The 24,712-nt window shown below is 47.4% G+C and carries 20 protein-coding genes and 1 riboswitch; of the genes, 15 read left to right on the forward strand and 5 right to left on the reverse strand.

What is annotated here, in order from left to right:
- Positions 1–123: 123 nt before the first annotated feature.
- A complete protein-coding gene (locus DYH48_RS08555) occupies positions 124–1,779 on the reverse strand; it encodes an MFS transporter (RefSeq protein WP_115334517.1) in 1,656 nt (551 codons plus the stop codon).
- 663 nt (positions 1,780–2,442) lie between these two features.
- Here DYH48_RS08555 and DYH48_RS08560 point away from each other — a divergent pair.
- The 3 genes from DYH48_RS08560 to DYH48_RS08570 all read left to right on the forward strand — a co-directional run bounded on the left by DYH48_RS08560 (position 2,443) and on the right by DYH48_RS08570 (position 5,069).
- The gene (locus DYH48_RS08560; RefSeq protein ID WP_012587557.1) at positions 2,443–2,736 is read left to right on the forward strand and encodes a YciI family protein; all 294 of its coding nucleotides are present in this window, start codon (positions 2,443–2,445) and stop codon (positions 2,734–2,736) included.
- A 135-nt stretch (positions 2,737–2,871) separates the two neighbouring features.
- Positions 2,872–3,741 (forward strand): alpha/beta fold hydrolase, encoded by an 870-nt coding sequence (locus DYH48_RS08565; protein WP_115334518.1) that lies wholly within the window; start codon positions 2,872–2,874, stop codon positions 3,739–3,741.
- 320 nt (positions 3,742–4,061) lie between these two features.
- Positions 4,062–5,069: a class I SAM-dependent rRNA methyltransferase gene (locus tag DYH48_RS08570; RefSeq protein ID WP_107404604.1), complete on the forward strand. Its 1,008-nt coding sequence runs from the start codon at positions 4,062–4,064 to the stop codon at positions 5,067–5,069.
- Positions 5,070–5,153: 84 nt separating this feature from the next.
- On the opposite strand, the gene DYH48_RS08575 is transcribed toward DYH48_RS08570, so the two are convergent.
- The 3 genes from DYH48_RS08575 to DYH48_RS08590 form a co-directional block, all read right to left on the reverse strand.
- Positions 5,154–5,603 (reverse strand): carboxymuconolactone decarboxylase family protein, encoded by a 450-nt coding sequence (locus DYH48_RS08575; protein WP_115334519.1) that lies wholly within the window; start codon positions 5,601–5,603, stop codon positions 5,154–5,156.
- Positions 5,604–5,640: 37 nt separating this feature from the next.
- The gene (locus DYH48_RS08580; protein ID WP_115334520.1) at positions 5,641–6,555 is read right to left on the reverse strand and encodes a helix-turn-helix domain-containing protein; all 915 of its coding nucleotides are present in this window, start codon (positions 6,553–6,555) and stop codon (positions 5,641–5,643) included.
- 491 nt (positions 6,556–7,046) lie between these two features.
- Positions 7,047–9,179 (reverse strand): glycoside hydrolase family 97 protein, encoded by a 2,133-nt coding sequence (locus tag DYH48_RS08590; protein WP_115334522.1) that lies wholly within the window; start codon positions 9,177–9,179, stop codon positions 7,047–7,049.
- Between the two features lie 267 nt (positions 9,180–9,446).
- On the opposite strand from DYH48_RS08590, the gene DYH48_RS08595 reads away from it, so the two are divergent.
- The 3 genes from DYH48_RS08595 (at position 9,447) to DYH48_RS08605 (ending at position 11,790) form a co-directional block, all read left to right on the forward strand.
- Positions 9,447–10,235: a tRNA (adenine(22)-N(1))-methyltransferase gene (locus tag DYH48_RS08595; RefSeq protein WP_115334523.1), complete on the forward strand. Its 789-nt coding sequence runs from the start codon at positions 9,447–9,449 to the stop codon at positions 10,233–10,235.
- Between the two features lie 270 nt (positions 10,236–10,505).
- Complete coding sequence (locus DYH48_RS08600) at positions 10,506–11,036, forward strand: NUDIX hydrolase (protein ID WP_041408466.1); 531 nt, start codon at positions 10,506–10,508, stop codon at positions 11,034–11,036.
- Between the two features lie 193 nt (positions 11,037–11,229).
- Positions 11,230–11,790, forward strand: a complete 561-nt coding sequence (locus DYH48_RS08605) for a tRNA-uridine aminocarboxypropyltransferase (RefSeq protein ID WP_115334524.1) — start codon at positions 11,230–11,232, stop codon at positions 11,788–11,790.
- Positions 11,791–11,922: 132 nt separating this feature from the next.
- Here DYH48_RS08605 and trhA read toward each other — a convergent pair whose 3' ends face one another.
- A complete protein-coding gene (trhA, locus tag DYH48_RS08610; protein ID WP_115334525.1) occupies positions 11,923–12,606 on the reverse strand; it encodes a PAQR family membrane homeostasis protein TrhA in 684 nt (227 codons plus the stop codon).
- Positions 12,607–13,101: 495 nt separating this feature from the next.
- Between trhA and DYH48_RS08615 the strand changes: the two genes are divergently transcribed.
- The 9 genes from DYH48_RS08615 to DYH48_RS08655 all read left to right on the forward strand — a co-directional run bounded on the left by DYH48_RS08615 (position 13,102) and on the right by DYH48_RS08655 (position 24,644).
- Positions 13,102–14,292 carry a hypothetical protein gene (locus DYH48_RS08615; protein WP_115334526.1) on the forward strand — a complete coding sequence of 397 codons (1,191 nt, stop codon included), beginning with the start codon at positions 13,102–13,104 and terminating at the stop codon, positions 14,290–14,292.
- A gap of 167 nt (positions 14,293–14,459) precedes the next feature.
- Positions 14,460–14,558: riboswitch (TPP riboswitch) on the forward strand.
- 201 nt (positions 14,559–14,759) lie between these two features.
- On the forward strand, positions 14,760–16,883 hold the full coding sequence (gene thiC, locus DYH48_RS08620) for a phosphomethylpyrimidine synthase ThiC (RefSeq protein WP_256613033.1): 2,124 nt from the start codon (positions 14,760–14,762) through the stop codon (positions 16,881–16,883).
- Positions 16,884–16,885: 2 nt separating this feature from the next.
- Positions 16,886–18,814, forward strand: coding sequence for a bifunctional hydroxymethylpyrimidine kinase/phosphomethylpyrimidine kinase (locus tag DYH48_RS08625; RefSeq protein ID WP_115334527.1), 1,929 nt, complete (start codon positions 16,886–16,888; stop codon positions 18,812–18,814).
- Positions 18,807–19,718, forward strand: coding sequence for a HesA/MoeB/ThiF family protein (locus tag DYH48_RS08630; protein ID WP_115334528.1), 912 nt, complete (start codon positions 18,807–18,809; stop codon positions 19,716–19,718). The genes DYH48_RS08625 and DYH48_RS08630 overlap by 8 nt, the downstream gene beginning before the upstream one ends.
- A 16-nt stretch (positions 19,719–19,734) precedes the next feature.
- The gene (thiS, locus tag DYH48_RS08635) at positions 19,735–19,938 is read left to right on the forward strand and encodes a sulfur carrier protein ThiS (protein WP_107404594.1); all 204 of its coding nucleotides are present in this window, start codon (positions 19,735–19,737) and stop codon (positions 19,936–19,938) included.
- A gap of 1 nt (position 19,939) precedes the next feature.
- A complete protein-coding gene (locus DYH48_RS08640) occupies positions 19,940–20,704 on the forward strand; it encodes a thiazole synthase (RefSeq protein WP_115334529.1) in 765 nt (254 codons plus the stop codon).
- Positions 20,701–21,816 carry a 2-iminoacetate synthase ThiH gene (gene thiH / locus DYH48_RS08645; RefSeq protein ID WP_115334530.1) on the forward strand — a complete coding sequence of 372 codons (1,116 nt, stop codon included), beginning with the start codon at positions 20,701–20,703 and terminating at the stop codon, positions 21,814–21,816. The genes DYH48_RS08640 and thiH overlap by 4 nt, the downstream gene beginning before the upstream one ends.
- A 102-nt stretch (positions 21,817–21,918) precedes the next feature.
- The gene (locus DYH48_RS08650; RefSeq protein WP_006081755.1) at positions 21,919–22,182 is read left to right on the forward strand and encodes a hypothetical protein; all 264 of its coding nucleotides are present in this window, start codon (positions 21,919–21,921) and stop codon (positions 22,180–22,182) included.
- 5 nt (positions 22,183–22,187) lie between these two features.
- Positions 22,188–24,644, forward strand: a complete 2,457-nt coding sequence (locus tag DYH48_RS08655) for a putative metalloprotease CJM1_0395 family protein (RefSeq protein WP_115334531.1) — start codon at positions 22,188–22,190, stop codon at positions 24,642–24,644.
- The last annotated feature ends 68 nt before the right edge of the window (positions 24,645–24,712 follow it).

Consider the following 24,712-nt stretch of genomic DNA (forward strand, 5'->3'; position numbering starts at 1 on the left):
GGATGTATGCCGACTAACTGCCTCTTATCTAACGGCCTGGCATCTAAAAGAGCCTCACTTAAGGAGATGGCACTTAATTGAGTGCCATCTCATTGAGCGTCACTGCCCTCAGTGAACTTGTTATCAGTTAACTTTGTTTGCGGCTTTTGTGGTTAAGTTGATTTTGCTATTTACGGCGGCGCTTTGGCCATTTTGATCCGCAATCTCTTGCTCAACAAAAAGTACGGCAATACCAGCGCACATCATCAAGACGCCACCAGTAATCAGCGCATAAATAGGTTGACCATCGAACAGACCATTGAGCACTAAACCCAGCACACTGGCGGCAAGAAGCTGCGGGATCACGATGAAGAAGTTAAAGATCCCCATGTAAACGCCCATTTTTTGCGGGGGTAACATGCCCGATAACATAGCGTAGGGCACAGATAATATTGACGCCCACGCGATACCGACACCTATCATAGGCAGCCATAACAGGCTTGGATCTTTAATAAAGAAGAAGCTAATCAAGCCTATACCGCCACAGAACATATTGACTGTGTGCGTCAGTTTGATACCGATACGCTTAGCCAGCATAGGTATAAAAATCGCGGCAATCGCGGCAAAACCATTGTAGGAGGCGAACAGCACGCCGACCCAATCTGCGCCGTCGTTGTAGGCTTGGGACAACACATCGCTACTGCCAAAATGGTAAGACGTCACGGCAGCTGTGGTGTAAATCCACATGGCAAACAACGCAAACCAAGAGAAAAACTGCACTATCGCCAGTTGATGCATGGCTTTGGGCATATGGAATAAGTCATCGACCACGCTAAATACCATGCCGAGCTTATTGCGTTCAGCGGGTTGTGAATTGCCCAAACGCAGCGCGCAATACAGTTGCAATGGGCCAAAGGCGAAAATCCCTAAGCTTAAGATATACAGTTGCTTATCTAAATCCTGCGCCCAAATAGCGAAGGTGAGCAGGGCACCGAGACCCATCCACACGAAGGACGCAAATTGATAATCCTTACGGGTACGAGTGCGAGCTAAAGTTTCATCCTCAGCATCGACTTGTTTTGCGTTAAAGGCGGCTAACTCTTCGGGGGAATATTCTCTTGTCGATACGACAGTCCAAGTGACCGCTAGCAATAATACTGCGCCACCGAAATAGAAGGCATAACGCACTGAGTCGGCGATTTCACCCGCTGGTGCAGTATTGGCGACAGCAAAAAAGTGAGTCAAAATATAGGGTAAAGCTGACGCGACCACAGCGCCAATGCCGATAAAAAAGCTTTGCATGGCATAGCCTTGGGTACGCTGGCTTTTCGGTAAATTGTCACCAACGAAGGCGCGAAACGGCTCCATGGCGATGTTGATCGAAGCATCCATGATCCACAACATGCCCGCGGCAATCCACAGGGTAGGCGAGTGCGGCATGATGAAAATAGCGAGAGTGGTAAAAATCGCGCCAATCAAAAAATAAGGGCGGCGACGGCCAAGGCATCCCCAGGTTTTATCACTCAAATAACCAATAATAGGTTGAACCAATAAACCCGTCAGCGGCGCGGCAATCCACAGAATAGGGATTTCATCGATAGATGCACCTAAGGTTTGAAAAATGCGGCTGACGTTAGCATTTTGTAGGGCAAAACCAAATTGAATGCCTAAAAAACCGAAGCACATATTAAAAATTTGCCAGAAATTCAGCTCAGGTTGTTGCTTGAATGAATGCGGCGCCTGAGGCGTGGCAGCTTGATGGCTATCTTTTTGATTAGCCTGTTGATGATTCGAAGACATTGAACTTCCTTTCTGTTGCCGGCAGTATTTCTGCCTTGAGTGCTTATTGTTTTAATTGTTTTGCCGAGCAATGGATTGGCACTGTACTTTGCTTTTATGTGGTTCGCTATTCATCACTGCTAAGAGGCTTGTGTTAAAGGCTTCCTGTAAAAGCCAGCAAGTCCCCGAAACAACCGATAGTTAGATTCAAAGCTTGTTCGCTATGGTTTCGCGCATGCTATGAATGAGTCTGCTCTGTGAAAAAATGGCGAATATACCTCTCCCTCAGAAGTATATTCGCCAATAAATTCATTTCTAAATTGGACCTCAGCTTTAGTTAAAAGCGGTTAGTCCAAAAGAGTGGCTCAAAGCCAGTCAGCAGAAAGAACTTAAGCCTGATAGCAATCCTTGTATATAACCCTATCAGAAACGACCTCACAGATTTCAAACCCCACAAGCAGAGGGTGAAACTAGCGGATTTATAGTAGCCTCGGCGTGGATTTGTGCACAACTGCTTACATACGTATTCATCATGGGTTGATAACTTCTGGTAAACAGGGGTGCAACCTGCTGTTGGCTATTTTTAACTTTGCAGGAAGCTAAGTTCATTTGACACTTTAGGACCGCACTATATAGTCAGCTGGGGGAACCCTATGCCCCAAACTTGTGAATAAGAGGATACCTATGTTTGTTGTTTCGCTCACCTATAAAAAGCCTATTGCCGAAGTGGAGTTACATTTAGCCGCCCACATTGCCTACCTTGAGCAGTATTATGCCGCAGGGACTTTTGTCGCCTCGGGTCGCAAAGTGCCACGTACCGGCGGTGTCATCCTTGCTAAGGCTGAGAGTCGCGCGGCGCTAGAGGCCATTTTGCAGCAAGATCCGTTCTGCATTGCCGATGTTGCCGAGTTTGAGGTAATAGAGTTTGTGCCGACTAAAACCGCGCCCGGATTAGAGCAGTTAATTGAAGTGATTTAATAACCTTTTAGGCCGTCGTGGAGGCTAATATCGGCAGGTTAGATTTCGTAGCTTGAGCGTAAGGTGCCTAGCGATTTAGATTGGTACGATTGAATCCGTTGAACTATAACACTGTGACTCGATAAGTGGGATTTGATGGATCAAATTTGGACTGAATTACAGCTGGCTAAGGTTTTTAAAGCCTTTTCAGATACTGGCGAACCCGCTCATTTCTATCATGCCAATGGTTTTCCATTAGGCGTTTATGCGCCCTTATTGGCCAAGTTGAAGCAAGAGTTTAGCCTTAATGCACTGGAGTTAAGGCCGACATGGCCTGATGCAGGTATGCCGCCTAAGCGTCGAGATTGGCAGCTTTATGCCGATGATTTGATCTTGCATATTGAGCGGCATTGCAGTGCGCCGATTGTGGGAATTGGCCATTCCATGGGAGCAACCTGTACCATTCTTGCCGCCAATAAAAGACCTGATTTGTTTAAAGCACTGATACTAATTGAACCTGCAATGGTATCGCTCCCTATCGCTTGGTTTGCTAAGTTAATGCCTAAATCGTTAATGAATCTGACCGCGCCCGCAAAAAACACCTTAAAGAAGCGCGATGTGTGGGAAACCCGGGAGCAATATATCGAATATTGCAAAATGAGTAAGCTATACAAACGCTTTGATGATGAGGCTTTTATCGCCTTAGCTCAATTCGGGATTTATCAAAACAATGATGGCCAATTCATGTTGAAGTTTCCTAAACGATGGGAAGCGCATAACTACACTCAACCGCCGAATGTATTATCGATATTGAAGCAGATAAAGCTTCCCTGCGTCGCCATCCGAGGGAAACCGTCAGTGTTCTTTTCTGAAGCGACCTGGCAGCGCTGGCAACAGCTCACGCCGGATACAGTATTTTTAGAAGATAAGCGATATGGACATCTGCTGCCGTTAGAAAATCCATCTGCATGCTTTAGCCTTATACATCAAGGGCTCAGTGAACTAAATCACAAACGGGTGAAGTGAGTTTGAGATGGACTAAGAATGAAAGGGCACTCAGAAAACGGCTTAGGTTAAGATTGCACTGACGCTAGCTAAACGCGAGCGCTAGATTTCAAGCTAATGATTATTCAAATGATCAGCATGAGCGGTATCTGACCTTATATCCAACAGTGCTATCGAGAGAGCTATGCTAAGGGAGTCGGGCCCTCGTTGGAACGGGCCAAAGCCTGCAATTTAGCGCTCTTTTGGTGAATTTATCCGATATTCTGCGACCTAGTTTGTTATTATGCCGTTTTCCTTCTTGAAACCTTACGCAGGTTTCCGCTGCGCGAGTCCCGCTTTTTATGTCTATTCAAACGCTGTTATCGACGGCTCTGGCGAAACGCCATGATTTTTTACAACAAGCAGAACAGGATCAAACCGATTGTTTTCGGGTGTTCCATGGCACAGTCGAAGGCGTGAGTGGCTTGAATGTCGACCGTTACGGCGATACTTGGCTAGTGCAGAGTTTTCATCAGACCTTAACCGACGAAGAGTTGAGCGATATTAGCGCCGTTTTGCTGCAACAGACCGATTTGCCGATTGTGTATAACGACCGCTCATTAGGCAATTCCCGCGTATTGAACGCGTTATCACCGGCACTGACAGAGATCGCGAGTTCTGAGCGAGTCATGCAGGAAAATGGTATTAAGTTCAGCACTAAACTGCGCCACGAAGGACAAGATCCGCTGTTATTCCTCGATATGCGCATTGGTCGTGAATATGTGCGGGCAAACAGCCAAGATAAAACCGTGCTGAATTTATTTTCTTACACCTGCGGCATTGGTACAGCGGCAGCCATCGGCGGCGCGACTCGGGTGATGAACGTCGATTTTTCTTCCTTTGCTTTAGCGACGGGCAAAGCGAATGCGGCGTTAAATCAGGTGTCCAATGTGTGTGAGTTTGTGCAGAGTGATGCGTTTCCGGCATTGCGCCAATTGGCTGGTTTAAGTGTGGGAGGGCGCCGTAATCAAAAATTACCGAGCTACCCAAAATTGCCGCAAACCCAGTTTGATCTCGTGTTCCTCGATCCACCGCGTTATGCCAAGAGTGCTTTCGGTATTGTCGATTTGATCAATGATTATCAAGGTTTATTTAAGCCTGCATTAATGGCGACTAAAGTCGGCGGCACTATCGTTTGCTGCAACAATGTGGCGAAAGTTGAGCGCCAAGCATGGTTTGACAGTTTAGTACGCTGCGTTGAAAAACAAGGTCGTACAGTCACAGCGCACACTTGGCTTGATCCCCATGAAGATTTCCCTTCGTTCGATGACAATCATCCACTTAAAATTGTCGCGCTGACCTTAAGTTAACGGCATAGCGATACGAACGGCATAGTGATACCAACAAACAGGGCACCCGATTAGGTGCCCTTTTTATTGTCCATTTATTTGCTGCTATATGGGTTGCAAGTGGAAGGCGATCGCGATGCGGTTCCAGCCATTAATGGCAATGATTAAGCTGGTGAGGTCGACAATTTCTTTCTCGGAATAATGCTCTGCAAGCGCCGCATACTGACTGTCATGCACGGGTGCAGTAGCAACTTGGGTTAAGATTTCTGTCCAGAGCAGCGCTGCACGTTCCCGTTCATTAAAGATTCCATCGACCTCATGCCAAGCTGCAAGTAAATCTAAACGCAGCTGTTCTTCACCGTCATTTCTGGCTTCCTCGGCGTGCCTTCGCTGACAAAACGCGCAGCCATTGAGTTGCGATGCTCTGAGCTTGACTAAATGCACCAGTAATGGCGCAAAGTGGGAGTCGCCGGCTGCTTTGTCTAAGCTTAACAGTGCGTTGGCGAGTGCGGGTTGTAGCTGATAAATTTGCTGGCGTGGTATACGTTCTGACATAAAAGCCTCCTATAAGCTGAGGCTTCAATCTAAGCGGTTAGCGCGACGTAGGATTGGAGATTTGCGACATTTTACGCTTTTTGTATTGTCCTGGCGTTTGCTGTGTCACTCGCACAAAGTGTTGATGTAGATGGGCTTGATCGTAAAATCCGCAATCGAATGCAACTTGCACTAGGCTGAGGTTAGGTGATTGACTGAGTAGGTTACGGGCGACTTTGACTCTGTTTAACTGCAGTAACTGCGCTGGCGACAATCCGGTTTCTTGTTTAAATCTTCGTTCAAACTGACGACGACTTAGGGGCAGTTGTCCGTAGAAATCCTCTAAACTGGCTTGGGTTTGAATAAGCTTTGGCAAACTCGCCTGCACTAAGCCAATCCTCGCGCATTCATGCCGAGATAAGGCCGCAGTAAATTGCCGCTGGTTGAGTTGCAATAGCCAATGCTCAAGTAATGCGATGCGTCGGGCTGGTTGATTGGTTTGCGCCAGTTGTGATAGCAGTTGATCCAATCCTGTTAGCTGCAATTGCGTCGCATCAATAGCCGTCACTGATGTCGTAGACTTAATATCTTGCAGTTCAATGCCGAGTAAATGAAACGCGCCGCCGGGGTGAAAGCGAACTATCAGCAGCTCGATTCCTGGCAAAAAGGCGTGGGAATGTCGGCTTTGACCACAATGAAACAACACTTTGGGTTCATCGCTGCTTATCGTTTGAGTTAGCGTTTGTGTTGGGAAATAGAAATGTAGGCTAGTGCCGCCGTCCGGATAAAATGTCTGCTCAATGCCCTGCGGTAAATCGGTCGCTACGCGCAAATGAAAGTAGCGCTGCACCCAAGGGCGAAGTGGCGCTAAGGGTTGAAAATGCGTAAAGCCTAAGTGTGCGAGTTCGGTCTCAAAACGCTTAAAGCTGCGCATTTCTAATAAATTTGCCTTATATCGCACGCTGAGCACCATTAGCAAGTAAAGGAAGGTCAGATTAATCTAACTGAGGCATTTTTGCACCTGTGTTGATTGTTCGCCTTCGCCTTGGATTGGAGTGGTTAGTCTGTGCTGTTGGCTAGTTTGCGAGGGTATTTAAAAGCCTGTGTATTCGGTTCATGCTGATTTGTCGGCCTAGGCACGAACTGAATTTACGCCAACATCAGCTAAGACGCTTCGAGGGGGATTAACTTTTACGTTTTGTATTGGGATAAACAGGTGCTATTTGGCAATAAAAAGTCACCAAGGACAAGGTACATCCTTGGTGACTTTCTGTTTTTTACTCTGTATTTTTACACTCGCTCAAACACTCGCTCAAACACTCGCTCAAACACTCGCTCAAACACTCGCTCAAACACTCGCTCAAACACTCGCTCAAACACTCGCTCAAACACTCGCTCAAACACTCAGTTAACGCGCTGACGTTAACATGCCGAATTTAAAGCGCTAAACCTAACGCACTAAATTTAAAGTACTTTGAATCTGATTGCTGTACCGCCACTGCTGGCGAGTGCGAGGTTTAGGCTATCTTTAGCATTCACTTCTTTAGTCTCAATCACATAATCATAGGGATTGGTTTTCCAATCGGCGTTTGCGCCATCGCGGTAAATCTGCGCTTGATAACGTTTTTTGGGATCGAGGAAATCCAGTTTAACCGTGATCTTACGTGCGGTTTCATCCGTGAGTGCACCTAAGTACCAATCACCTTGATCCTTTGCTTGGCGGGCAAAGACCACATAGTCGCCAACTTCACCGGCAAGCGCGACACTCTGATACCAATCGGTGGGCACATCGCGGATAAATTGGAAGGCATCTAAGTGCTTTTCATAATTGCGCGGTAAGTCTGCTGCCATTTGGATTGGGCTATAGAGCACAACGTACAAGGCGAGCTGTTTGGTCAAGGTGGTTTGCACACGGTTTTGCGCATCCAACCCCTTAGGTGCTAAGTCAAAAATCCCCGGGGTAAAGTCCATTGGGCCAGCGAGCATACGGGTGAACGGTAACATGGCCGTATGTTCAGGGCTATTTGGTGGGCTACCCCAGGCATTGTACTCTTGGCCGCGGGCGCCTTCGCGGGAGATCCAGTTCGGATAGGTTCGGCGCAGGCCTGTGTCTTTAATTGGCTCGTGACTATTGATGCTGATATGGTGTTTCGCAGCTTCTGTGACGCTGTGCAGATACTCGCCGACCATAAACTGGCCATCGTGCCACTCGTGACGGGTAATGCCTTTGTCATCGATACGCTTGATTTGGCCACCATCGGCGACATAGCCCGTTTTGACTTGGGTAACACCCTGCTGCTCATACAGGGCAAAGGCATCAGCCATTTGATCGCGATAATGGGTAACAGAGCCTGCTGTTTCATGGTGGCCGATTAAACGCACCCCTTTTTTCGCCCCGTAGGCTGTGATGGCGGGCAGATCGAAATCGGCATAGGCCTTAGTAAAGCTAAATTGATCGCCATTATGGAACCAGTCGCCGTCCCAACCTTCATTCCAACCTTCTACCAATACACCATCAAACTGATATTTAGCGGCGAAATCCATGTAGCGTTCGGTTTCGCTGGTGTTGGCGCCGTGGGTTGGGCCCGAACCCCAAGTATTTTCATTTAAGTGCATTCCCCACCAAATACCGACGTATTTCCCCGGTTTTACCCAAGCAACATCGCCGAGTTTATTGGGCTCATTGAGGTTAAGGATAAGGTGCGAATTGAGCAGCCCAGTCGCGTTGTCGGCAATTTGAATGGTGCGCCACGGCGTATAAAAGCCCACTTGAGTTTTGACGCGAATGCCATCGGACCAAGGCGTGAGATCGGCCTTAAGCTTGCCATCGCGCTGCTGATCTAAGGTCATGGCGGCAAAGTCCACCAAGGCGGCCTCGTGAATACTTAAGTGCGTACCGTTCGCGAGTTTAAAGGTGAAGGGCGTGTGGACTCTATCGACTTCTTTCAGCGCTGTGGTGCGATACAAATATTCGTAGCGATTCCAGCCACGGGCAGGGATCCACCAAGCGGTGGCTTTATCGGCTTGACCGACATTGAACTCGGTTAACTCGTCTGTGATTAAGATCGGCGAATTAGCGGGAAGGGAGGCTTGTTGGGCTAAGTGATAGCGAAAGCCAATACCATCGTCAAAGGCTTTAAACTCGACTTCGAGCTGCACCTTGCCGTTGCTTAATACCGCGGTCAGTTGATTGTGCTGATCGCGGATCCATTCCTGCTCGCCCCAAGGTTGTTGCCACTTGTCATCGGCACTCTTTTTATCGCTACTTTTAATCTGCAATCCTTGACCGAGTTCACCAAGGGATTGAAAAACTAAGCCTAAGCGGCTCGGTTCTATGACTGTCTTGCCGTGAAAATCGATTTTATATTCGGGGCGGCCAGTATCGTCACTCAAGCTGATTTGAATTTGTTGGTTGGGTGAGCTGACGGTAACGGTTTTGGCAAATACGTTGGCACTAAAGAGACTCGTAACCGCAAGAGCGATAAGTGTAGGGCACAATAGCGCTTGCGATCGCTTTTGGCGCGCTGAGCTCTGGCGAGCGTGACTCTTTGTTAAGTGACGGCCAGTAAACTGAATAGGGTTGGTCTTGATGAACATTCCTTGATCCTTGTTTTTATAATGAATGTGACTCACAGCATACTAGTGGCGATGGCTTTTTAACCGCAACGGCCTGCATACGTATTCACCACATTAAGGCGTGACGTAACAGAAGTGACGAGAAGTATTGCGAGGGCACGAACAAAAGATGTGGTTTGCTTTTGACTCGGGTAATATGCGCGCTTTCTTTTTGCTTAAAAATGCAATTTAGCGTGGGATTTACAGTGGGATTTATAGTATTTGGAGCCGCAGCAGTAAGGTCAAACCGTGAAAATTAGCCAACGTTTACAACAGATAAACAGCATGATCAGTGGTCATTACGATCATATTTGGGATTGCTGCTGCGATCATGGTTTACTCGGTATGCTGTTGCTAGAAAGGAGCGCTGCCCGCCATGTACACTTTGTCGATTGTGTCCCTTCGCTGATGCAGGCGCTTGAACTGCGTTTGCAGCGTTTCTTCCCCGCTGACATATCAGGCCTTAATCCAAACTTAGATCCAGACTTAAACCCAGAAATAGACCCACACTTAAACCTAGACATAGACCCAAATTTAAGTCGTCATACTCAGTGGCAAGTGCATTGCCTTGATGTTGTGGCTTTACCGCTCGCGCAAACCAGTGACAAGGATAAACAGTTGATCATCATCGCTGGTGTGGGCGGTGAACTGCTGGTGGACTTAGTGAAGGCAATTCTAGCCCAGCACCCACAGCGGCACCTCGAATTTATTTTGTGTCCCGTGCATCATAATTACTATGTCAGGCAATCACTCACTGCCTTAGGGCTAGGGCTTAAGTCGGAACATTTATTGGAAGAGAATCAACGTTTCTACGAAATCCTCCATGTCAGTACAATCGCGGCTCCAAATGGTCTGCCTATCAGTGCTACGGGTTCGTTAATGTGGCAGACGCTAGATGAAACAAGTTTGCCGCGAGCGAAGCGTTATCTGTCGCAGGTGATTGGTCATTACCTACGCATGCCCACGCATAAGCAAACACCAGAGATTATTGATGCCTATCAGCAGCAATTGGCCCAGCTCTTAAGTGAGCATAGTTAGTTTGAATGCTCTTGAGCATTTTTCCGCTTGGACATTACGATGGGCACCAAAGATGAGCAACGACGATGAGAATCGGCGAAAGAGATAACGTTAATATCATGGGCAAATCGATTTTAGCCTAAGCCGTTAATAATCAAGAGTCTAATCGCTAAAACCTATTAATCACTCGGACGGGACTGAGTGTGATTATTGCCTCTGCTACAGTTTTTGATCTGCATTTGGCACATTTTCGTTTATGCTGCGACTCCTTTTCGGCAAATGGCTACGACTATGCGTTTATTGAGAACCACCCAAGATCCAGCGGTTAACCTACAGACGGCACGCGTTTTTTATCGCAGAGCTGCCCGCGCGATTGTGTTATCGGGTGAAGACATTTTGCTGCTGTATACTCAAAAATACCGCGACTACAGCTTACCCGGCGGCGGAATTGACGATGGCGAGAGCCTCGAAGATGGACTGATCCGCGAGCTACAGGAAGAAACCGGCGCCCTAGACATTCAAGTGTTAGCGCCCTTTGGCCGTTACGAAGAGTTTCGGCCTTGGTACCGTGAAGGGGCGAACGTAGTGCACATGGAGTCATTCTGTTACGTGTGCCGTATCGACACCGCACTGGGCGAGCGTGGTTTAGGTGAGACTCGATTAGAAGCCCATGAGATAAAAAATGGCATGCGGCCTGAATGGCTTAATATTCATCAAGCTATCGCCCATAACGAAGATATTCAGCGTAATCACCCCCATAAAGGCCAATCAATAGAGCGTGAAACTTTTCTGCTAAAACAGATAGTGTTGGAATGCTTGTAAGTTTTATCACTTTTAAATCATTATCTTAATATATGATTTTATTTCACACATAACTGAGTGAGCAGGGCTTGGTTAGCGATTAAACGTCGTTATTTCAACGTGCTCTTTTAAGCTGATATTGCTTCGAGCCTGTGGCTGACATCAGTAGATTTTTAATGCTATTTCTCATTCTTTTGCCGCAGCAAGGAAGGTAATGCAGATTATTTTATTGACCCACGAACGCGAGTTAAGCCGCAAAACGAATACTGGCCAACTTGCGTTAGCCGCATTCCCTGAAGAGGTGAAAAGCATCGTCTGGTCGAGAACGGCACCTGATAACGATTTAGTGGCTATGTTGGCATCCCAGCAGGCCAAACTGTTGTTTCCAGCAAGCGATACTGAGCCCGCTGTGCCCATTTATCATAATGCCTTAGATACGGTTTTAGCTGAGCCGGCGCTCTCGAACGCACAAGCCTTTTTAGCACCAGCGCAATCTACAGTGATAGCAGAACTAATGCCGAGCCAAGTGGTGATTTTAGATGCGACCTGGCAGGAGGCACGTAAGATGCTGCGCCAGAGCCCCTATCTGAAAACGGCTGCACGAGTCAGTTTGCCGCCACTTATGCCTGAATCCGCCTTTATATTGCGGCGTAATCAGCAAGAAGGGGGCTTGTGCACCGCAGAATGCATTATTGCGCTTTGGCGCCAGTGTGGCAGAGCAGAACAAGCGACGCTATTAGCGTCGCTATTTACTGAATTGAATAGCCGTACTTGATTGCGATGTTCGAGAGAACGTTTGAGGAAGTGCTTGAATAGATAATTAACGACTTTCAGCTTTGACCCACAGATAAATCACCGTCAGTTAAATAAGAGCCAGTTAAATCACCATCAGGTAAATCATATTCATTTAAATAACAGTCAGATAAATACACAGAAAGTGACTCATGGCACCGCCAAGCACGAACAAATGCCAAATGGCATGGTTAAATGGAATGCGTTTCCCGACGTAGAACACCACCCCTAAAGTGTAAAATAACCCGCCTAAGATCAATAGATTGAAACCCAACTCCGACATGGCCGCCGTTAAATCGCCCATCACAGTGACACATAGCCAACCCATGGCGAGATACAAGACTAAGCTTAACTTTTTGAATTTGTGAATAAATAGCGTCTTAAATAGGATCCCACCAATCGCAAGCGACCAAATCGCTGTTAAAATCACTATCGATTGCGTCCCCTGTAGGCTTATCAGCATCAAAGGTGTGTAAGTTCCTGCAATCAAGCAGTAAATTGCGCAGTGATCGGCGATCTTAAGTTTATGTTTCCAGCCTGAATGGCTAACGCTGTGGTATAAGGTCGAGCATAGAAAAAGCACAATGATGCTCGCACCATAAATGGCAACGCCTGTTAGTTGAATTGGCGTTAGATGATCTTGCCCTTTGAGTAACATCAGTACCAATGCCGCTATGCCTGCGATGACGCCTAAGCCATGGGATACACTATTAGCGATTTCTTCTTTAATACTATACGGCCCAGACTTAGCAGGGATGTTAGCTGGGTTTTGTTGTTCGACAACACTTTGACTCGACATGGTAGATACACACTCGCAAACGATAATGACTGAGTCTATCAGTTAGGAAAATAAATCACCATATTTAAGCGTACACTTGTAAGCTTAAATTTGTGACTGGCTACTGTTGTTTTCATCTTTTATCTTTTTTACGCCGTCTTGCATTCCCGTCAGCGTATCGCATTGATGATGTTATCCGCTTTAAGACGTAAGAGTTAGCAAGCATTTTCCCATCAATTTAGCGCGATTGTGATCTCAATTCCCAGCCTTATTTGTCTCGACTGACAAGTGTCTTACTAAGCATTGGCGTAAGCACTGCGCTTGTAACGTGTTGCATTCGCGTTGAACTTTACCCTGTTTGCCTCCTCTAATCTGCGTTGAGCACTCGCAAGTAAATGCAATCATTGGATAATTCTCTTTCAATATTCAGCAACTCGATATTGAATTTGAGTGCAATTGTTCCACGTTAAGCATCATCGAAATCAATTGAGACTACACAAAACCTAAGGATGGATTTTGCCTTTTCAACGTCAACCCAAAGCCGTGCCTTTATTGACAGTATCTCCTACAGCAATAGCGATTGGAGATGATGCTGATAGTGATTTGCCTATTTCGGTCACATCGTCATCGGTCACATCGCCAGAATGCGAGACTTTTATTGCATTTGATGATCACCTCAGTGATCAGGGTGATGCTTTGGCATCTGAGTCTAAATTAGAATCCCAATTTGAACTGTCTTGTACGTTACAAACCTATGCTCAGGCATTGGGGGCGGGATCCGTTTTACGTGCTCGTCAGCCGTATTTCAAAGGATTAAGTCTACTTTTTTTTGTGCTCTTAGTGCATTCGTGTTTATTCTTACTTATCTGCATTTTGTGGCGCCCACAGTTAAATCTCTTTGGATTAACGGAAACAGAAAGCCGGGGCCCTAAAGTGACGGCGCTCAAAGCTTATTTTATTTATGCTCCCGCGGTAGAGAAGGCTGAAAGCGCTGCGCTAGAAACAGAGAGCAAGGCCGAGGATAAGACTGAGATGACAAGTTCTGTTACGCCTACAACTGTTCCCACGCCTACAACTCAAGTTAAGCCTATGCCAATATTTGAAAAGGTCGTGCCTGAAAAAGTAGATCAGGGAAAAGTGAAGCCAGATACGGTTAAACCTGACATCACTCAATCGAGCCAATCTCAATCAAGTGCCCCAAGTGAAGTACAGCCCGCGGAAGCGACGGCAAAAAAGCCAACAAATATGTTTGATGCCACAGAAATTAAGACGCAGCTTGGCGCTCAGAGTTCGCCTGCAGCAGAAGGTGAGAGCACAATAGCGACAAGCTCAAGCATGAGTTTATTCACCCAGCAATATTTTGAACGTCAGCGCGAGCAAGCGCTCGATGATCTCGTCATTGAACAGGCCGATAAATTCACCCGGAAATCGAATATGAGTGAAATGAGCCCTGAGATGGAAGTGTTATTTGTCCCTAACGCCGATGATTTCGGTGGCACAACGAGTCTAGATTTACCCTTAGATCCAAATCGTATTGTGCGTAAAGGGGATACTTGTTATCGCGTGGTACAATTGGGGACTCAAGTCAATCCTTACGCAGAAAATTTAGGCTTCCCATTTGACTGCAGTGGCAAAAAAATCAATCAAGCTATTGATGATGCCATTCAATCTCGATTAAATAAAATGATGCTCAAACCCCATAAATAGTGACTTTCTTTTATGATCTATTTTCATGCTAATTATAACTTTTTTAGTTTAATTTTATTTAATTAATTAAAAACAATAAATTATGAATCTTTATTTTGGATTGGTATTTAAGGCTTTTAATTACTTTTTTCCTTGTTTGTTGCTGCCGCTTCTGTCTATACTGCGCACTCATCTTGTCGGAGTGCCTCTTGGCTGAGACCGTTTATTCGGGATCCGTTGAACCTGATCAGGTTAAAACCTGCGAAGGAAACAAGCGTAATAACACATATTAAATCGCCAAAATAGACGGCTTGAACACCTGTTAACTCAGCAGTGTTTTAAGCCTTAATGTTTAGATTTAATTGTTATTGAGCAGGGTAACTCAATTTTTGAAGCCAGTGTTGGTCACAAAAATTGATTGCCATGCCCAGCTATCAACAACTCAATTCTCCAGACAAGCAACTCCATTTTTTAACGTGAGATTGCTTATGTCCAGTTCAAACCAAAACCCAGCTGTAGCTGCCAATGCGATAGAAATCACAGCGTCAGAATCGACAATCCCTAATAAATCGACAGTGCCTAATAAATCGGCTGAGTCTAGTCAATCAATCGTGCCTAAGGCGCCGAGTCGCCGCGAAACCCGCGCGCAGGCCCAAGCCTTTATCGATACGTTAGCGCCGCTGCAACATCCTAATTCACAAAAGATTTACCTCGAAGGTTCAAGTGCCGATATTCGCGTTGGCATGCGGCAAATCCTGCAGACTGACACCCTTGTCGGCGGTACAGATGATGCGCCTATCATGGAAAAAAATCCGCCAATACGCGTGTATGATTGCGCTGGACCTTATTCCGATCCTGAGGCCGATATCAATGTGCGTCTAGGCCTTGGTAAATTAAGACAAAACTGGATCCTAGCCCGCAACGACACAGAGCAATTACCCTGCGCGACCTCAGATTTTACCCAACAAAGACTCGCCGACGACGGTTTAGACCATCTGCGTTTTGAGGCAGGTTCGAGTGCAATTGTCCGCCCACGCAGAGCGCTGCAGGGTAAACGAGTCAGTCAATTACACTATGCCCGTCAAGGGATTATCACGCCCGAAATGGAATATGTGGCGATCCGCGAGAACATGGCACTTGCGCAGGTACAGGATGAAATTCTTAATCGTAAAGCCAAGGGTGAAGCTTTTGGTGCCTTAGTCGGCGAGCCGATTACCGCCGAATTTGTCCGCTCTGAAGTCGCCCGTGGCCGCGCGATTATTCCGCTGAATATTAACCATCCCGAAGCCGAACCTATGATCATAGGGCGTAACTTTTTGGTGAAAGTGAATGCCAATATTGGTAATTCTGCGGTGACGTCATCCATCGAGGAAGAAGTGGAAAAGCTCGTCTGGTCAACCCGTTGGGGTGCAGATACGGTCATGGATTTATCCACGGGTCGTTATATTCACGAGACCCGCGAGTGGATCATCCGTAACTCGCCAGTGCCCATTGGCACAGTGCCGATTTATCAAGCGCTGGAGAAAGTGAACGGCGTGGCAGAGGATTTAACCTGGGAAGTGTTCCGCGATACCTTGATTGAACAAGCTGAGCAAGGTGTTGATTACTTTACCATTCATGCTGGTGTGCTGCTTCGCTACGTGCCGATGACGGCTAAACGCGTCACTGGGATCGTTTCCCGCGGCGGTTCAATCATGGCCAAATGGTGCCTGAGCCACCATAAGGAAAACTTCCTCTACAGCCATTTTCGTGAGATCTGTGAGCTTTGCGTCGCCTACGATGTATCCCTGTCTTTAGGTGATGGTATGCGTCCAGGCTCAATTGCTGACGCCAATGATGCCGCCCAGTTTGCAGAGCTTGAAACCTTAGGTGAGCTAGTCAAAATCGCATGGGAATACGACGTACAAACCATTATCGAAGGGCCGGGACATATCCCGATGCAACTCATTAAAGAGAACATGGACAAGCAGTTAGCTCACTGCGATGAAGCGCCGTTTTACACGCTTGGCCCGCAAATCACCGATATCGCACCTGGGTATGATCATTTCACCTCCGGCATAGGCGCGGCCATGATCGCTTGGTACGGCTGCGCTATGTTGTGTTATGTCACGCCAAAAGAACACTTAGGATTACCGAATAAACAAGATGTTAAGCAAGGTTTGATTGCTTATAAGATTGCCGCCCACGCCGCCGATGTGGCGAAAGGTCATCCGAGTGCGCAAATTCGTGATAATGCGCTGGCAAAGGCGCGGTTTGAATTCCGCTGGGAAGATCAATATAACTTAGGACTCGATCCTGAAACCGCACGTGCTTATCACGATGAATCTTTACCGCAGGAATCCGCTAAAGTCGCGCATTTTTGCTCTATGTGCGGCCCTAAATTTTGTTCGATGAAAATCACCCAAGATGTGCGCGCCTATGCCGCTGGCTTAGAGGCGGCACAAGCGAAGGCGGATCAAGTTGAAGCTGCTGACCAAGCCATGCAAGTCACAGTCAAGACGCCGCAGGAGTTGGAAGCGGCTATGGCGCTAAAATCGGCACAATTTGCTGCTTCGGGCGCCGAGATCTATCACGTGAAAGACAAGCTCGTCGCCGAAGCTGAGGAAGCCTAATTATGTTGGGTATTCATGGGGATAATGCGCCCATGAATACCGAGCGTCCCGCGTTTGTTTGGACCATAGCTGGTTCAGACAGTGGCGGCGGTGCCGGTATTCAGGCGGACTTGGCGACAATTCAAGATTTGGGCTGTCACGGTTGCAGCGTGATCACCACAGTGACGGCGCAAAGCTCAGTGGCGGTCATTTTAGTCGAGCCCGTATCAGCGGCGATGTTAATGGCTCAGCTGACGACTCTACTTTCCGACTTGCCACCCAAAGCAATTAAAATCGGCTTACTGGCAGATCAAACTCAAGTGGCATTGCTGGCAGATTGGATCGCGAGTTTTAAAATCCACTATCCATCTGTGCCTGTGATTGTCGATCCTGTGATGGTCGCCAGTTGTGGCGATGCATTAGCAGTCGATAACTGTCAGGATATAAAAAGTGCGGCCAAATCAGCCTTAGATTTTAAGCCTTTCAAAGGTTTAATCGAACTTATCACGCCCAATGTGCTTGAACTTGGGCGGTTAACTCACAGTGATGTTTCAACGAAAGCGCAATTCGCTGCCGCGGCACTGGCTTTATCCCAGAGCCTTGATTGCAGTGTGCTCGCTAAAGGTGGCGATGTGAGCTTTGGTTGCACTGACATTCTTGCTGATACTCATGCTCAAACTCAGACTAACGCTCATGATATCGCTTACAAGAGTAATGGCTGGGATCTTGAGCTTGCCGAGGATTATCTAGTTTGTCGTCAAGTGCGCGCGAGCTCTAAACTGCATCAAAATGGGCGCTTCTGGTTAGCCAGCCAGCGGGTTAATACCCGTCATAACCATGGTAGTGGCTGTACTTTGTCATCGGCCATTGCCGCCGTGTTAGCGCAGGGTTTTGTATTGCAAGATGCGGTGGTGGTTGCGAAAGCCTATGTGAGTCAAGGCTTAAGCGCGGCGATTGGTTTAGGGCAAGGTCCAGGGCCGTTGGCCCGTAAGGGTTGGCCTAATAACTTGTCCCGCTATGCCAAGATAAATCTGTGTGATGGCAATTTTATTCGTCATCACCTCAATCGACATCTTGACGTTAGAAGTGATTTAGTTGCAACAGTTTTATCCGCAACAGATCAGGCAACCGCTCAGGTAAGAATAGCCTCGACGCCACCTCAAAATATTTTATCCCACGGTTTTAAAGTGCTCGATGCCGATCTTGGTGTTTACCCTGTGGTGAGTGACTTAACCATGCTGGAGGGTTTGTTAGCTGCGGGCGTTAAAACCCTGCAGTTACGGATAAAAACCGACATCAGCGAATTGACTAGTGCAGCGCCAGCCGAATTTAATTTAGGCAAGTCTGCGCTAAGTCGATGTGAGTCAGGCAAATCTAAGTCAGGCGAACCAGAGTTAATTGGCTCCGAATTAGAAGCACAAATTCAAATGGCCATTGCCTTAGGCAAGCATTTTAATGCACAGCTTTTTATTAATGATCACTGGCAGTTAGCGATAAAATACCATGCCTTCGGGGTACATTTAGGCCAAGAAGATCTCGCCGTTACTGACTTAGCGGCCATTCAAGCCGCGGGGCTCGCGCTAGGCATATCGAGCCACAGTTATTTCGAGTTGCTATTGGCGCACCAATACTCGCCATCCTACATAGCGCTTGGGCATATATTCCCAACCACAACGAAGCAAATGCCTTCGGCGCCCCAAGGGCTCGCAAAACTTAAACACTATGTGGCGTTACTCCAAGATCATTATCCCTTGGTCGCCATTGGCGGTATTGACTTAACAAATCTGGCAAAGGTGAAAGCTACAGGGGTTGGCAATATTGCTGTGGTGCGCGCAATAACGAAAGCTAAGGATCCGTTAGCCGCGTTTGCAGAGCTGAGCCAAGCTTGGGAGCAATGTAGCTTGTCTGAAGAACTGGCTGTAAAGCATGAGTTGGGTGCTAAGCATGAGTAAAAACCCACCGCTTCCTCACGCAGAGGTTCTTTGCGGTCATATACACAGCGACAATGAACACTGCGGCCATACACTCAGTGATGCCGATTTCATGCGTTATTCTCGGCAAGTCTTATTGCCTGAAGTCGGTGAGGCTGGGCAATTGCAACTGGTCGACGCCAGCGTTGTTATTATCGGTCTTGGCGGTTTAGGGCAATTGGCGGCGCAATATCTGGCCTGTGCAGGTATTGGTCGCTTGACCTTAATCGATATGGATAAGGTTGAAGTATCAAATCTGCCAAGACAATTGTTATTCAACGATGCCGATATTGGACTCAATAAGGCGCGAGTTGCCAAGCAAAAGCTCAATGGCATAGCACCGCATTGCACTGTTACTGCCTATGAAACAGCATTTAATGCTGCGACATCGGCTTATCATTTGGCGGATATTTTACAAATAAAACAACAAGGTAAAAGAGTTCTTGTACTTGACTGCACCGATAACTTTGCGACTCGCCAAGCCATTAATCGCAGCTGTATCGAAGCGGCTTTACCTTTAGTCAGCGCGTCAATCGCGGCATTTAGCGGCCAATTGTTCGCGGTCGACCAAATGCAGTTCCCCTCTGGTGGTTGTTATCACTGTATTTTCCCCGCGCAGACGAGAGTGTCGCAGAGCTGCAGTACCCAAGGCGTACTCGGGCCGAGCGTAGGCGTCATGGCGTCAATGCAATCTTTGGTGGCCATGAAACTCTTGCTGAATATGGATAGATGTGATGAATCGAAAAGCGCCTTGTTGGGGCGTTTTTGGCGCTTCGACGCTAAATCACTTTCATGGACAGCGGCGACATTAACGCGGGATCCCCATTGTGACGTATGTGGTCCAAAAGAGGTTCGTTCATCATCCGATAAGCTCAGCAAACTATAAAGTATGGAGGTTTGATATGATTTTAATTCACATAAATAATGTCCCGCAGCCATTAACGGAACCGACTTCACTCGCGGCGGTGATCCTCGCGCAAGATATAGCCCTCGATTCGGTCGCTATCGTGTTGAATGCAGAGGTGGTTCCGCGTAATAGCTGGCAATCGATTCTCTGCCAACATGAAGATAAATTAGAACTTTTTTCAGCTGTAGCGGGAGGCTAGTATGTTAACGATTGCCGATGTGGAGTTTGAATCACGGTTATTTACCGGAACGGGAAAATTCAGCAATAGCCAAGTGATGCTTGAGGCGATAACGGCTTCAAAATCGCAGTTAGTGACAGTTGCGATGAAAAGAATTGATTTTAAAATTGGGCTTGATGATTTACTCACGCCGTTACGTCAAGCGGGTGTACGGCTATTGCCTAACACTTCGGGGGCGAGAAACGCCAAGGAAGCGGTGTTTGCGGCTGAGCTTGCCCGTGAAATGCTGGGAACTCATTGGATTAAGCTCGAAATCCACCCGGATCCTAAGTACCTAATGCCCGATGCGATAGAAACCTTAGAGGCGGCCAGAATTCTCTGTGAGAAAGGCTTTATCGTATTGCCCTACGTGCATGCCGATCCTGTGCTGTGCCATCGTTTAGAAGAAGTGGGCTGCGCCGCGGTTATGCCACTGGCGAGTCCGATTGGCAGTAATCAAGGTTTAGTCACTGAAAGCTTTTTAAAAATCATCATAGAGCAGGCGCGGGTGCCAGTGGTGATCGATGCCGGTATTGGCGCGCCTTCACAGGCTGCGCGGGCAATGGAGCTGGGCGCCGATGCGGTGCTCGTCAACACCGCCATCGCCAGCAGCGCGTCGCCGATAGTGATGGCCGAGTGCTTTAAAGAGGCGGTGCAATGCGGCAGACGGGCCTTTGCAGCTGGGCTTGGCCGAGTACAAACGGGCGCGGTACATACCAGTCCTCTAACGGGATTTTTAAATCAATGAGTTTTGTAGCGGAATTTGCCAAGATCCCACGGGATAAACTGTTACTCGATTTGTATTCTTGCACAGCCCAAGATGTTGAGCGGGCGTTAGTGAGTCCAGCTGGGGATTTACGTAGCTTACTGGCCTTGCTATCACCTGCGGCGGAACCTTATATCGAAACCATGGCGCAGCACTCTGCGGCGCTTACGCGGCAGCGATTTGGCGCGAATCTGGGCATGTATTTACCGCTATACGTCTCGAATCTGTGCGCTAATGAGTGTGATTACTGTGGTTTTAGCATGAGTAACAAACTCAAACGCAAAACCTTGAATGAACAGGAGTTGATGGCTGAAATAGCCATTATCAAAGGCAGAGGTTTTGATTCTATTTTACTGGTGTCGGGTGAGCATGAAACTAAGGTTGGTATTGATTATTTCAAGCAAATGTTGCCGCTGGTAAAGCAGCAATTTAGCCATGTGGCGATGGAGGTTCAGCCCATGAGTGAGGACCATTATTGCCAGTTAGTCGCGCTAGGTTTAGATGCTGTGATGATTTATCAAGAGACCTATCAACCAGAGACTTATGCTAGTCACCATTCCAGGGGGAAAAAAATGGATTTTGCCTATCGCTTAGCAACACCTGACAGAGTTGCGGCGGCGGGCGTCGATAAAATTGGTCTTGGGGTATTACTCGGGCTGGATGATTGGCGTTTAGATGCGTTAATGATGGGATATCATCTCGACTATTTAGAACGGCGCTATTGGCGCACCCGCTTTAGTATTTCGCTACCAAGGTTAAGGCCTTGTACTGGCGGGATCACCCCAAAAGTCATGCTATCGGATCTAGGTTTAGTGCAAATGATTTGTGCATTTAGACTTTTTAATCAACAGCTTGACATCAGCATGTCGACAAGAGAAAGCCCTGAGCTGAGGGATAATCTTTTGCCACTTGGGATCACTCAAATCAGTGCGGGCAGTTCGACACAACCGGGCGGCTATCAAGCGCCTGACAGTCAACTCGATCAATTTGAGATAAGCGATGATCGCAGTGTCGAGCAAGTTATCGAACAGATGCAACGGCAGGGTTTTAACCCCGTATTTAAGGATTGGGAAGCTAATTGGATCACAGGATAAATCTGGCCGTAAATAAATGCTGAGAATGCGGATAAAATCTGTACTTTTGCACGTTACTGGTCAATAATTGACCCATTAATCACAGCGTGCAGGAATACCGTTATGCAAATCCAATCTGCTTATTCATCCGGTCTGCAAGGCTTGCAAAGTGCTCAATCTGGGCTCACTCAAGCAACAATAGATGTGGCTAAACCTACGCAGACGCAAAGTGCAACTCCGGCTGAGCCTGCCAGAGATGTTGCCCAGCCCGATAAAACCTCGGCATTACTGGCAGCAAATGAGTCATTAAGACAAGGTGAAGCCTCAACAGAAGTGATTGAAACTGATTCAGAAACGATAGGTTCGATCATTAATATTAAGGTGTAAATATTATGTCGGTTGTGGCGCTATCACCTAAGGTTGGAGCGCCATCCTCTTCATTTTCGGCACATGATAAGACGCTAAGCTCGAATCTAAGCCAGACTCAAAGCCAAAGCCAAAGCCAGAGTCAAGCTAATAGCACTTATCAAGGAGCCAGCGCTCACACTGCAGGCTCAGCAAAATTTGAAGTGAGTGGTGCCTATGAACCACATTTTACTGGAACCTCAACCGCTCCGGTTCAAGCCGCGCCTATTGCTTCATTAGCAACTCACGTTTCTCAATCTCTCCACTCATCACCAAATGTGTCTTTTAATGCGAGTTCTTTGGCTGCTAGTTCATTGCCATCGAGCACTCAAACATTTTCTGCTACGCCTGCCGCTATATCATCAGCGCCTTTATTCAACGGGACAAATACGGCGACACCCATAAGTTCAAATGTCGCTGGCATTAATGCTGTAAAAGCGTCGCTTGCAATTGCTGCTGCTTCGCCTGTACTACCAGCGTTTAATGGCGCAAGCCAAGCACTAAAGGCCAGTCCTTTTGCTGAATCAAGGCCGCAGGTTACTCTTCCTAAAACCAATGCTACTCAAGTCAATGGGTTAAAAGATCGGGCGAGTTTACATGCCGATGCCAGTTTTAGCTTATTAACGGGACCTAGATCCATTTCTGGTGTGCGTGGGGGACAAATTGCCGCACCTGTGTCGACTCTGGTATTTTCATCAATCACGAGTACTATAGGAACTAGCCTTGGCGCAAACGCCTTATCTACAACAAGTCCGAGTCTTAGTGTCACGAGCAGTATTCCCGCCGATATTTTTATGCCTCCGAGTTCATCAATTGGCACAGATCTTCCCGCTTTTAATCCATCGAGTACGGGCAGTGTTTCTCCAATAACGCCTGATTTAGCCGCAGTGTTTGGGCCGCAAACTGTCTTTACTGGCGCAGCGGTAGTTGACCCCTCTACCTCGGAAGGTAACAGCTCTGTAAATAACAGTTCTGGAAATTCTGGAAATTCTGGAAATTCTGGAAATATAAGTAGTAATAGTTCAGCAGCGATTGCGGGGACTGTTGAGCAGTCAAACTCTGCACAAGCAGCAGATCAATCCGCTCGCAATGAAGTTGCTCAACCGACAGTGTTGGAACAATTTACCCAGGTTTTCGGTGACGCTAAGGCTCAAGTTAGTCAGGTAGAAGATCCTGCTATAGCGTCTAACACCGATGATCGTCAGCAAGCCTTAGCCGATGTCTTTGCTAAAAACGATAATCAGCTTGAAAAGCAAGCACAGGAAGAAGCGTCGCAGAAACAGCAAGCTGCAGCAGTGGAACAAGCAAAGCAGCAACAATCACAGGCACAGCAAGCTCAGGAGCAAGTGAAGCAAGCCCAAGAAAAAGCGCAGGCGCAACAGCAACAACAGGTTGATTCACTTAAGGCCAGAGATTCTGAGGTTAAAGCCCATGAACATGCCCATGCCACCGTCGGCGGGCAATACGCTCAGAGTCCGAGTTTTAAGTATGAGAAGGGCGCCGATGGCCAACGTTATGCTACCGATGGAGAAGTGCAGATCGATGTTTCTGCTGTCGGAGGCGATCCACTCGCAACAATAAACAAAATGAAGCAAGTGTACGCGGCGGCAATGGCTCCGGTTGATCCTTCATCTGCGGATATCCGCGTTGCCGCTGAAGCTTTGCAAAAAATGAATGAAGCAAAGGTGAAGCTTGCTGAAGAGCGGCAACAACAGATTGTAGACTTACAAACAACCCAAATCTTAGTGGGCGCCGATGCGCAGATTAAAGAGCTACCGCCGTTGCAAGAACACACACCCGTAGTAACGGGGAAAGTTGACGAGTCAGGGAATATCGCTCAGCCCCAAAATGCCGTCTCAACACCAGTATCAGATGCAGTCGATAAGCTTATTCAAAGGGTTGAAGCGCAGAGGGCCAAAACCGCAGCGACGACAGATACTAGCTCTAATCCTAGTTCGGAAACTCCATCTAATACCTCTAGTACCAGCGGCTCAGTTAATACGCCAACGACAGTGGAAACCATTGAGCCACCGACTGCAACCTTAGCATTTGGAAAAGCATCAACTGCTGCTGATTTAGCGACCCGTTTTATTCCAAGACCCGATAGTACCGCAAGTCGTTATTATGCCGCTGTTGCACAAGCCAGCATTGGACCTTCAGTCCGTGCTGACGTAACGCAGCAAGTCAATATTCAGCCTTCTAATCTAGCCCCTGTAAACGAGCAGCCTAATCATGCGCAATCCGCCACTGTTCTGCCAACTCTGGCAGCAAAAGATACCAACGAGATAAACGAGTCGCCCTCAAGCATCAGTGCGATTGAGAATCGCAGTGCGTCACCGCAGAGTGAGTCAAGTGCAGAGGATGATGCATCGCAGGAAGCAGGATTTATTCAGCCGCAATACTTGGGTCAGCAACCAGCACGCTATGTTGATTTTAGTGTGTAAGATTAGGCTTTAACTATGTCCATTCAGCTGTTCATTCTCTTTTTTCAAGCAACCTCTCTGCATTTATT

Origin of the sequence: Shewanella baltica (assembly GCF_900456975.1) — a bacterium.
GTDB classification, from domain to species: Bacteria; Pseudomonadota; Gammaproteobacteria; order Enterobacterales; family Shewanellaceae; genus Shewanella; species Shewanella baltica.

Bases quoted from the DNA above. Each gene is read 5' to 3' on its own strand.
- DYH48_RS08640 (WP_115334529.1), top strand. From the start codon at position 19,940: ATGTTAACGATTGCCGATGTGGAGTTTGAATCACGGTTATTTACCGGA.
- DYH48_RS08655 (WP_115334531.1), top strand. From the start codon at position 22,188: ATGTCGGTTGTGGCGCTATCACCTAAGGTTGGAGCGCCATCCTCTTCA.
- DYH48_RS08605 (WP_115334524.1), top strand. From the start codon at position 11,230: ATGCAGATTATTTTATTGACCCACGAACGCGAGTTAAGCCGCAAAACG.
- DYH48_RS08570 (WP_107404604.1), top strand. From the start codon at position 4,062: ATGTCTATTCAAACGCTGTTATCGACGGCTCTGGCGAAACGCCATGAT.
- DYH48_RS08625 (WP_115334527.1), top strand. From the start codon at position 16,886: ATGTTGGGTATTCATGGGGATAATGCGCCCATGAATACCGAGCGTCCC.
- DYH48_RS08590 (WP_115334522.1), bottom strand. From the start codon at position 9,179: ATGTTCATCAAGACCAACCCTATTCAGTTTACTGGCCGTCACTTAACA.
- DYH48_RS08650 (WP_006081755.1), top strand. From the start codon at position 21,919: ATGCAAATCCAATCTGCTTATTCATCCGGTCTGCAAGGCTTGCAAAGT.
- thiC (WP_256613033.1), top strand. From the start codon at position 14,760: ATGTCCAGTTCAAACCAAAACCCAGCTGTAGCTGCCAATGCGATAGAA.
- DYH48_RS08600 (WP_041408466.1), top strand. From the start codon at position 10,506: ATGCGTTTATTGAGAACCACCCAAGATCCAGCGGTTAACCTACAGACG.
- thiS (WP_107404594.1), top strand. From the start codon at position 19,735: ATGATTTTAATTCACATAAATAATGTCCCGCAGCCATTAACGGAACCG.
- thiH (WP_115334530.1), top strand. From the start codon at position 20,701: ATGAGTTTTGTAGCGGAATTTGCCAAGATCCCACGGGATAAACTGTTA.
- trhA (WP_115334525.1), bottom strand. From the start codon at position 12,606: ATGTCGAGTCAAAGTGTTGTCGAACAACAAAACCCAGCTAACATCCCT.
- DYH48_RS08555 (WP_115334517.1), bottom strand. From the start codon at position 1,779: ATGTCTTCGAATCATCAACAGGCTAATCAAAAAGATAGCCATCAAGCT.
- DYH48_RS08630 (WP_115334528.1), top strand. From the start codon at position 18,807: ATGAGTAAAAACCCACCGCTTCCTCACGCAGAGGTTCTTTGCGGTCAT.
- DYH48_RS08580 (WP_115334520.1), bottom strand. From the start codon at position 6,555: ATGGTGCTCAGCGTGCGATATAAGGCAAATTTATTAGAAATGCGCAGC.
- DYH48_RS08565 (WP_115334518.1), top strand. From the start codon at position 2,872: ATGGATCAAATTTGGACTGAATTACAGCTGGCTAAGGTTTTTAAAGCC.
- DYH48_RS08560 (WP_012587557.1), top strand. From the start codon at position 2,443: ATGTTTGTTGTTTCGCTCACCTATAAAAAGCCTATTGCCGAAGTGGAG.
- DYH48_RS08575 (WP_115334519.1), bottom strand. From the start codon at position 5,603: ATGTCAGAACGTATACCACGCCAGCAAATTTATCAGCTACAACCCGCA.